The organism is Mesorhizobium sp. M7A.F.Ca.ET.027.02.1.1 (genome assembly GCF_004022985.1).
GTDB lineage: Bacteria > Pseudomonadota > Alphaproteobacteria > Rhizobiales > Rhizobiaceae > Mesorhizobium.
In genome coordinates, this window is the sequence record NZ_RZOL01000317.1 from 1 (window position 1) to 7,301 (window position 7,301).

Here is a 7,301-nt window from a genome sequence, read left to right on the forward strand (position 1 = left end):
GTAGGAGGGGCTTTGTTAAAGGCAGGCGGCCGTTCCCCGCCGATGCAGTTCGGCCACGCCATCCAGCTCGTTGTAGCATGGGATGACCACCGACAGCATGACGCCGCGTCGCGCGGTGTTTCTCTCCGTCTCCACCAAAGCCTTGCTCCCGCTATTCGATTGGGAATAGCGGCAATTGGTTAGAAAACAGATAAGCCAGCGGGATCGCTGCGGCAGTAGCCGGCAGTCTGCCATGCGCCTGGGCTCGGCTTGCGGCCACACTATGCTCGGTGTCTCGCTATCCCGCAAAACTCCCGGCTTGAAGCGGACAAGCCAAGTGCGTATGTCTGGCTGACGCCCTCTAGCCTGGGTACCTCAATCTGGAGACGGGCCTTGTCCGCATTGACGCGCTTTCTTGGCGACTCGCCGCTCAAGGTGATCCTGAAACTGCTGGTGGTGTCTTTCCTCGTCGGCCTGGTCATGAACGCCTTCGGCTGGTCGCCGATGGATGTGCTCTATGGCATCCGCAAATTCTTCATGGACCTGTGGAATCTCGGCTTCCACGCCGTCGACCGTTTCCTCGGCTATATCCTGCTGGGCGCGGCTATCGTCGTGCCGGCCTTCATCCTGTTGAGGCTCGCCAACTACCGGAAGTAGAGCATGATCCCGAACCGCAGGTCCGCGTCAGCGAACCCTGGCACCCGGTTTTTGGACAAGATCGTTCTATCGGGCATAGCCCGAGGCCACCTCGAACAGGATGGCGTGGCGCGCGGCAAGCGTGGGCACGTCAGTTGAATAGCCCCCCCCGATGACGCCACACACCGGAACGCCCCGCGTGCGAAAGTGGCTGATCACCATGTCGTCGCGGGCGCGCAGGCCGTCATCCGATAGCGACAGCCTGCCAAGCCGGTCCTCGGCATGGACGTCGACGCCGGCATTGTAGAACACGATGTCCCAATGGGCTTGGGCGGAGAGCTCCGGCAGGATAGCGGCGAGCCTCTTCATGTAAGCGGCGTCACCCGTGCCGTCGGGCAGCGCGACATCGAGGTCGGAGGCGATCTTGCGCACGGGGTAGTTGCGGTCGCCATGCATGGAAAAGGTGAACACGCGCGGATCATCAGCGAGAATATCCGCCGTGCCGTCACCCTGATGCACGTCAAGGTCGACGATCAGGATGTTTTGTGCCGCGCCTTCGGCGAGCAGGACCAGCGCGGCGACGGCGACATCGTTGAAGGTGCAGAAGCCCGCTCCTTGCGCGCGCCGCGCATGATGGCTGCCGCCGGCGGTGTTGCAGGCAATGCCGTGGCGCAAGGCCAGCCGCGCCGCCAGCACGGTGCCGCCGGTGGCAAGCTGCGCGCGCAGCGAGACGCGGGGTCCGATCGGAAAACCGATCTCGCGCTCGATCTTCTCGGGCACGCGGCAGTTGACGACCTGGTCGACATAGTCCGCCGCATGGGCAAGCTCCAGCCATGACACCGGTGCCGGTTCGGCGGTGCTGAGCGCGTCGGGGCCGGCGAGGCCGCGTGTACGCAGCGCCTCCATCAGCAAGGGATATTTGCTCATCGGAAAGCGGTGGTTGACGGCGAAGCCGGCGTCGTAGTCGGGATGATGGACGATCTGCAGAGGCATGAAATCGTATCCGGCTGGCTCACGCCAGACCGGGATTTCGGTTGGCCGTCACGGGAAGAGTGATTGCGCGGTGGCTGGAAAATGGGGCACATCGGCAGTTCGATCAAGCCGCAATCAGCAAGGCAGCAATCCTTGGACCAGGGTGCAACCCCAGCCGACGCCAGATCCCCAATCAACCCCGGATCATTTGTCGTCACCAATCGTTCCGTGCTCGCCATCGCCGTGCCGATGACGCTTGCCTATCTGACGACGCCGATGCTCGGCCTGGTCGACACGGCTGTCATCGGCCAGTTTGGCGATGCCGCCTTGCTTGGCGGCCTGGCGGCCGGCGCATTGATCTTCGACGTCGTCTTCACCTCTTTCAATTTCCTGCGCTCGGGCACCACCGGGCTCGTCGCACAGGCGTTTGGGCGCGGCGACGCCCTGGAGGAACAGGCGGTGTTCTGGCGCGCCGTGCTGATCGCGGTTATCGCCGGCATCGTGCTCGCTGCCCTTGCGCCGCTGGTCGCCATCGCCGGACAAAAGTTCATGGGTGCCGAACCGCGCGTCAGCGAGGCGATGGGCGTCTACATCAGGATCAGGCTGCTCGCGGCGCCGTTCTCGCTGATCAACTACGCCATCCTCGGCTATGTGCTGGGGCGCGGCGAGGGCGGGCTTGGGCTGATGCTGCAATTGGTGCTGAACGGCATCAACATCGCGCTCTGCTTCCTGCTTGGGTTGGAACTTGGCTGGGGTGTCGCCGGCGTTGCCTGGGCGACCGTCACCGGTGAGTTCCTGGCCATGCTGCTCGGCCTGGCGATCGTCATCCGCCGGTTCCGGGCCGCCCCATCCTTGCCGCGCCACCGCCTGCTCGACATGGCCGCCTTCCTGCGCATGATGTCGCTCAACCGCGACATCATGATCCGCTCGTTCTCGCTGCTCGCCGCCTTTGCATTGTTCACCCGCCAGGGCGCGCAGTTCGGCACGGTGACGCTGGCCGCCAACGCCGTGCTGATGAACTTCTTCCTCGTCGCCGGCTATTTCCTCGACGGCTTTGCCACCGCCGCCGAACAGCTGGCGGGCCGTGCCGTCGGCGCACGTGCCGCCGCACCGTTCCGCCAGGCCGTGCGGCTGACGCTGTTCTGGGGTTTCGGACTGGCGGGAGCCGCGACGCTGGTAATGCTGTCTGGGGGCGCCAACCTGGTCGCTCTCGTGACGACATCGGAGGAAGTCCGTTCGGTGGCCGACATCTACCTGCCATGGGCGGCATTCACGGCGCTGAGCGGTGTGCTGGCGTTCCAGATGGATGGCGTCTTCATCGGCGCGACCTGGTCCCGCGACATGCGCAACATGATGCTGCTGTCGTTCCTGGTTTTCGCGGCCGCGCTGCTGACCCTTGCGCCCGCCTTCGGCAACAATGGACTGTGGGCGGCGCTGCACGTCTTCCTGCTGGTGCGAGGCTTCAGCCTGCTGACGATCCTGCGGCTCAGGGTGCGGACGGCGTTTTAGACGGTGCCCTCCGGAAGGCCCTGCGCCGTCCAGGCAGCGAACGGCACCTGTTCGCGATAGGAATTTTTTCTTGACTCGGTGATCTCAGCTATGGTACATTTTTGGCCATGGTGCTGATTTGCGCCAGTGACCCGCCGCACAGGCGGGTTTTTCGTTTGATGCTACGTTAGCCAATGCGCCGGCGAGGCTCCGAAGCAACCCGTTAAACCGAGTTCGTTGCCCTGCTGTGCGGTCGGATGCACTTGCACTTCCAGTCGATTTCCAACAGACTTGATGCACCAATTGTTCCAGGGCGAGCTTATGCGAAGCTACCTGCCATATGTCTTGGGCGCGGCGTTGGGATTGCTCGCTGCGTTCATTCTCTCCGCGGTTTCTGGCATCGGCGGCACCGCGCAATTGCTTCTCTTCGGCGTGTTGCCTGCCATCGGCGGCGCCATTTGCGAGCGGGCCGTCAGTCGCAATCTACGCTCCTGAGAGCAGGCTCAGAGTTGCCTGGACGCCCAGAAGTCGAGGCGGCTGCCGCGCAACTCGCAAATCGACTTCAGCCGTTCCTTTTCGACGAAACGGACCATTCCGGAAAGGATACGGCCTGGCAGTGAAGGCCCGGCATAGATCATGCCGGTGTAGAGCTGGACCAGATCAGCACCCGCACGGATCTTGTCCAGCGCCGTATCGGCGGAATCGACGCCGCCGACGCCGATGATGGCGCGGTCCGGTCCGAGCAGCTTGCGCATCTTCGCCAGCACGATGGTCGAACGCTCGAACAGCGGCTTTCCGGAGAGCCCGCCGGTCTCGCGCGCGGTGTCGCCGCTGCGCAATGGCGGTCGGGAGATGGTGGTGTTGGAGACGATGACGCCGTCCACCTGCTTTTCGGTGACCTCGGCGGCGATGTCCTCCAGCTCTGCCTCGACCAGATCCGGCGCGATCTTCAGGAACACTGGCGGCTGCGCCGTTGCCGTGGCGCGCGCGGCCATGACCCGCGACAAGAGCTCGCCAAGCTGCTCGCGCGCCTGCATGTTGCGCAGGCCCGGCGTGTTGGGCGAGGAGATGTTGACGGTGAGATAGCTGGCGTATTGCGCAAACCGGGCGACACCGCGCTCATAGTCGCCGATGCGGTCGCTGCTGTCCTTGTTGGCTCCGATGTTGACACCGACGATGCCGGAGCGCCCCTTGCGTGCGGCAAGGCGCTTTTCGGCCGCTGCATGGCCTTCATTGTTGAAGCCCAATCGGTTGATCACCGCATCGTCGGCAGTCAGCCGGAAGATACGCGGCTTCGGATTGCCGGCCTGCGGCAACGGCGTGATGGTACCGACCTCGGCGAAACCGAAGCCCAGGCCAAGCAACGCGTCCGGAACCTCGGCGTTCTTGTCATAGCCGGCCGCCATGCCGATCGGATTGGGGAAATCGAGGCCGCAGACGCTGACCTTCAGCCTGTCGTCGCGGACCGCCGGTGCACCAACCGGAACGCCGCATCGCAAGGCGGCGATTGACAGGCCATGCGCCGTTTCCGGATCGAAGGCGAACAGCAGCTTCTGGCCGAGCCGGTCGAGCACGCTCATTGCCCCTCCAGTGCCGGGAACTGGTGCACACCATCGGCGCCAAGCGGCAGTGGCCGGACCCACAGCACTGCTTTCAGGTCCAGCACGCCATACAGATGCGGAAACAGCGCGCCGCCGCGCGAGACCTCGTATCTCAGCGCAGCGCCCAGGCTGGCGCCGTCGATGGCGACCAGCAGAAGGTCCGTCTGGCCGGCAAAGTGCTTTGCCGCCGTTTCCCTGACCTGTGCTGCCGTTGAGAAATGGATGAAGCCATCGGCGACATCGATCGGCGCGCCGGTGAAGCGGCCATGCGTTTCGGCCTCGCGCCATGGCGCTTGCGGAGTTATCTTGTAGATAATCTGAGACATGGTTGCGCTATAGTCCGAACCAGCCATTCGGGAAAGGCCACGCCAAGGGTCTTCCCCATTTCCGGCGCAAACATGCGATATCTGAGGCCTTGGCCATGGAGGACAACATGCGTCTGCAGCACATCTTGATCCCCGCCGCGCTCGTTTCGCTGGTCGCGGCTTCAGCCTATTCGGAAGAGACCGACCGCTACCGCCTGGAAAAGTCCAATAACGGCTTTGTCCGTATCGATACGCAGACCGGCGCCATGTCGATCTGCGAGGAACGCTCCGGCCAACTCGTCTGCAAGATGGCGGCCGACGAACGCGCCGCTTTCCAGGACGAGGTCGACCGCCTGCAAACCTCGATGAAGGCGATGGACGAGCGCGTCACCAAGCTCGAGAATTCGCTCTCCGCCCGCCTCGAATCGAAACTGCCGAGCGAGGAGGACTTCAACAAGACGATGAGCTACATGGAGCGCTTCCTGCGCGGCTTCATGGGCATCGTCAAGGATATGGACAAGGACAACGGCGCCCAGAAGACCTGAGCGCTTCAACCAAGGGAGGCGGCGCGCTGGCTTTGCCGCTTGAAAACAGCGCGCAGCCCCTCATAATCGTCCAATTGAACCCGAAAAGCCAAAAATCATCGGGCATTTGGGGAGGGACATTTGCCGGCAGGCTATTCTTTCGTCATCGCCGACGATCACCCGCTGTTTCGCGGTGCGCTGCGCGAAGCGCTCGCCGGCATCGGCAATGTCGCCGCCATCCATGAAGCCGGCGATTTCGAGAGCGCCAAGGCGCTGGTCGTGGCCAACGAGGACGTTGATCTGGTACTGCTCGACCTGTCGATGCCGGGCGCCAGCGGCCTGTCCGGCCTGGTCTCGCTGCGTGGCATCCATCCGGCGGTGCCGCTGGTCGTGGTGTCGGCGCATGACGATCCGGCGACTATCAGGCGGGCGCTCGATCTCGGCGCTTCCGGCTTCATCTCCAAATCGGCCAGCATGGAAGAGATCCGCAGCGCGGTGCAATCGGTGCTTGCCGGCGACATCGCAGCACCAGCCGGCGTCGATCTCGGCATCGAGCGCGATCCCGAAATATCGGACCTTATCAAGCGGCTGCAGGCTTTGACGCCGCAGCAGACACGGGTGCTGGGCATGCTGGCCGAGGGCCTGCTCAACAAGCAGATCGCCTATGAACTCGGTGTATCGGAGGCTACCATCAAGGCGCATGTCTCCGCCATCCTGCAGAAGCTCGGCGTCGACAGCCGCACGCAGGCGGTGATCCTCCTGTCCAAGATCGGCAGCGACCCGCTGCAGCCGGCGGGTTGATCGCCAGGGCGCCTGTTCAATCAGAACATTGTTCAATCAGAGCACTGAACCTCCGTCCGCCGCACCGGCCGGGCGTTGAAGCTTGCGAAACTGATGGCGGCCATGATCCAGACGCCGATCCCGCCATAGAGCATGACCCAGCCAAAGCCGTTGCGCAGCGCATCCCGGGCGACGGTCCCGGCGAGCCCGGAGATGGGATTTCCAGCAGCGATAGCTTCGGCGAGAAGACGCAATTGGGCAGCGTCGAGGTCGGGCAGCGCATGCCCCAGATGCGCCAGCACACCGCTGGCCAGGATGAAGCCCATCACCGCGATGTTCAACGCCAATGAAACCATGCGCGCGCTCATGTCGATGCCGGAGGCCATGCCGGCGCGATCGCTCGAAACGGAACCCGTCGTCGTGTTGGTGACAGGTGTGTTGGTTATTCCCAGACCCATCCCCGCGATCAGGCAGCCGGGCAGCATCGTCAGCCAGTCCGGTTGCGCGGCGGCGCTGCCGAATTTCATCAGGATGAACCCGACGCCGATGATGACGAGGCCCGCCGGAATGATGATGCCGGGCCGATAACGCAGCGAAAAGCGCTCTGCCAACGGCGGCAGCACAAGCGTCGGCAGCGTGTAGGCAAGCAGGGCAAGGCCGGTGGAGACGGTGTCATAGCCGAGCCCGGCGTGGAACCAGATCGGCAGGTAGATCATGAAAGGCCAATAGCTGAGGTTCATCGCGGCAGAGCCGACGATGGCGCCCGAAAAGGGCCGGATCCGGAAGACCGAGAAATCGAACATCGGCCGCTGGCTGATCTTCTCGGCAATGAGGAAGGCGATGAAGCTCACTATCGAGATACCGAGGATCGCCAGCGCGGCAGGGCTGGAGAAACCCAGATCCGGCCCCTGGATGATGTAGAAAACGAGGCAGAAAACCGACGGCGACAGCGTCAGGATGCCTGCTACGTCGAGCTGGCCCGCCTGTGGATCCTTCGATTCGTGGACGCCCATCAG

General features: G+C 63.6%; 9 protein-coding genes. 5 read left to right on the forward strand and 4 right to left on the reverse strand.

Features of this window, described 5'->3' with window-relative positions:
* Positions 1-372: 372 nt before the first annotated feature.
* On the forward strand, positions 373-636 hold the full coding sequence (locus tag EN749_RS26530) for a DUF6460 domain-containing protein (protein WP_128364278.1): 264 nt from the start codon (positions 373-375) through the stop codon (positions 634-636).
* A gap of 66 nt (positions 637-702) precedes the next feature.
* Here EN749_RS26530 and EN749_RS26535 read toward each other — a convergent pair whose 3' ends face one another.
* Complete coding sequence (locus EN749_RS26535; protein ID WP_128364279.1) at positions 703-1,608, reverse strand: histone deacetylase; 906 nt, start codon at positions 1,606-1,608, stop codon at positions 703-705.
* Positions 1,609-1,740: 132 nt separating this feature from the next.
* Between EN749_RS26535 and EN749_RS26540 the strand changes: the two genes are divergently transcribed.
* Both EN749_RS26540 and EN749_RS37835 read left to right on the forward strand, forming a co-directional pair.
* The gene (locus EN749_RS26540) at positions 1,741-3,096 is read left to right on the forward strand and encodes an MATE family efflux transporter (protein WP_128364280.1); all 1,356 of its coding nucleotides are present in this window, start codon (positions 1,741-1,743) and stop codon (positions 3,094-3,096) included.
* 300 nt (positions 3,097-3,396) lie between these two features.
* The gene (locus EN749_RS37835) at positions 3,397-3,570 is read left to right on the forward strand and encodes a hypothetical protein (RefSeq protein WP_164748943.1); all 174 of its coding nucleotides are present in this window, start codon (positions 3,397-3,399) and stop codon (positions 3,568-3,570) included.
* An 8-nt stretch (positions 3,571-3,578) separates the two neighbouring features.
* On the opposite strand, the gene EN749_RS26545 is transcribed toward EN749_RS37835, so the two are convergent.
* Together EN749_RS26545 and EN749_RS26550 are read right to left on the reverse strand one after the other, a co-directional pair.
* On the reverse strand, positions 3,579-4,655 hold the full coding sequence (locus tag EN749_RS26545; protein ID WP_128364281.1) for a quinone-dependent dihydroorotate dehydrogenase: 1,077 nt from the start codon (positions 4,653-4,655) through the stop codon (positions 3,579-3,581).
* Positions 4,652-5,002, reverse strand: coding sequence for a DUF952 domain-containing protein (locus tag EN749_RS26550; RefSeq protein ID WP_164873710.1), 351 nt, complete (start codon positions 5,000-5,002; stop codon positions 4,652-4,654). Before EN749_RS26550 ends, EN749_RS26545 begins: the two co-directional genes overlap by 4 nt.
* Positions 5,003-5,109: 107 nt before the next feature.
* Here EN749_RS26550 and EN749_RS26555 point away from each other — a divergent pair, with 107 nt between their 5' ends.
* On the forward strand, positions 5,110-5,526 hold the full coding sequence (locus EN749_RS26555; protein WP_128364282.1) for a hypothetical protein: 417 nt from the start codon (positions 5,110-5,112) through the stop codon (positions 5,524-5,526).
* A 120-nt stretch (positions 5,527-5,646) separates the two neighbouring features.
* On the forward strand, positions 5,647-6,306 hold the full coding sequence (locus tag EN749_RS26560; protein ID WP_023813893.1) for a response regulator transcription factor: 660 nt from the start codon (positions 5,647-5,649) through the stop codon (positions 6,304-6,306).
* A gap of 32 nt (positions 6,307-6,338) precedes the next feature.
* Here EN749_RS26560 and EN749_RS26565 read toward each other — a convergent pair.
* On the reverse strand, positions 6,339-7,301 hold a 963-nt coding region (locus tag EN749_RS26565; RefSeq protein WP_128364283.1), incomplete at its 5' end, for an MFS transporter.